Source organism: Nonomuraea deserti (assembly GCF_004348685.1).
Taxonomy (GTDB): Bacteria; Actinomycetota; Actinomycetes; order Streptosporangiales; family Streptosporangiaceae; genus Nonomuraea; species Nonomuraea deserti.
In genome coordinates this window covers 1-447 of the sequence record NZ_SMKO01000460.1, presented here as the reverse complement: position 1 = coordinate 447, position 447 = coordinate 1, and the positions used below count along the sequence as shown (strand labels likewise).

Annotated in this window: 1 protein-coding gene; it reads right to left on the bottom strand. The window is 69.8% G+C overall.

Annotated features, from left to right (window positions below; genetic code table 11):
* Positions 1-355, bottom strand: a 355-nt coding sequence (locus E1292_RS50680; RefSeq protein ID WP_132606903.1) for a response regulator, incomplete at its 3' end; no start/stop codon positions are given.
* Positions 356-447: the final 92 nt, after the last annotated feature.

Here is a 447-nt window from a genome sequence, read left to right as displayed (position 1 = left end):
CCACCACCCGCACCGCCTCCGCCAGTTGCGCGGCCGAGGCGTCCTTGAGCAGGAACCCGCTGGCTCCCGCCCGCAACGCTTCGTAGACGTAGTCGTCGAGGTCGAACGTCGTCAGGATGAGCACCTTCGTCGACTCCTGACGGGCGAGGATCTCCCTGGTGGCCTCGAGACCGTTCATGACCGGCATGCGCACGTCCATGAGCACCACGTCGGGGTCGAGCTGGGCGGCCCGCTCCACGGCCTCCCTCCCGTCGGCCGCCTCGCCGACGACCTCGATGTCCGGCTGGCCGCTCAGGAACACGGTGAACCCCGTGCGCACCATCCCCTGGTCGTCGGCGATCAGAACCCGGATCAAGCGTTCTCCCTCTTGGCGATCGGCAGCTCCGCGCGTACCTCGAAGCCTCCACCGGACACGGGCCCGGCGTCGAGCGACCCCCCGAGCAACGC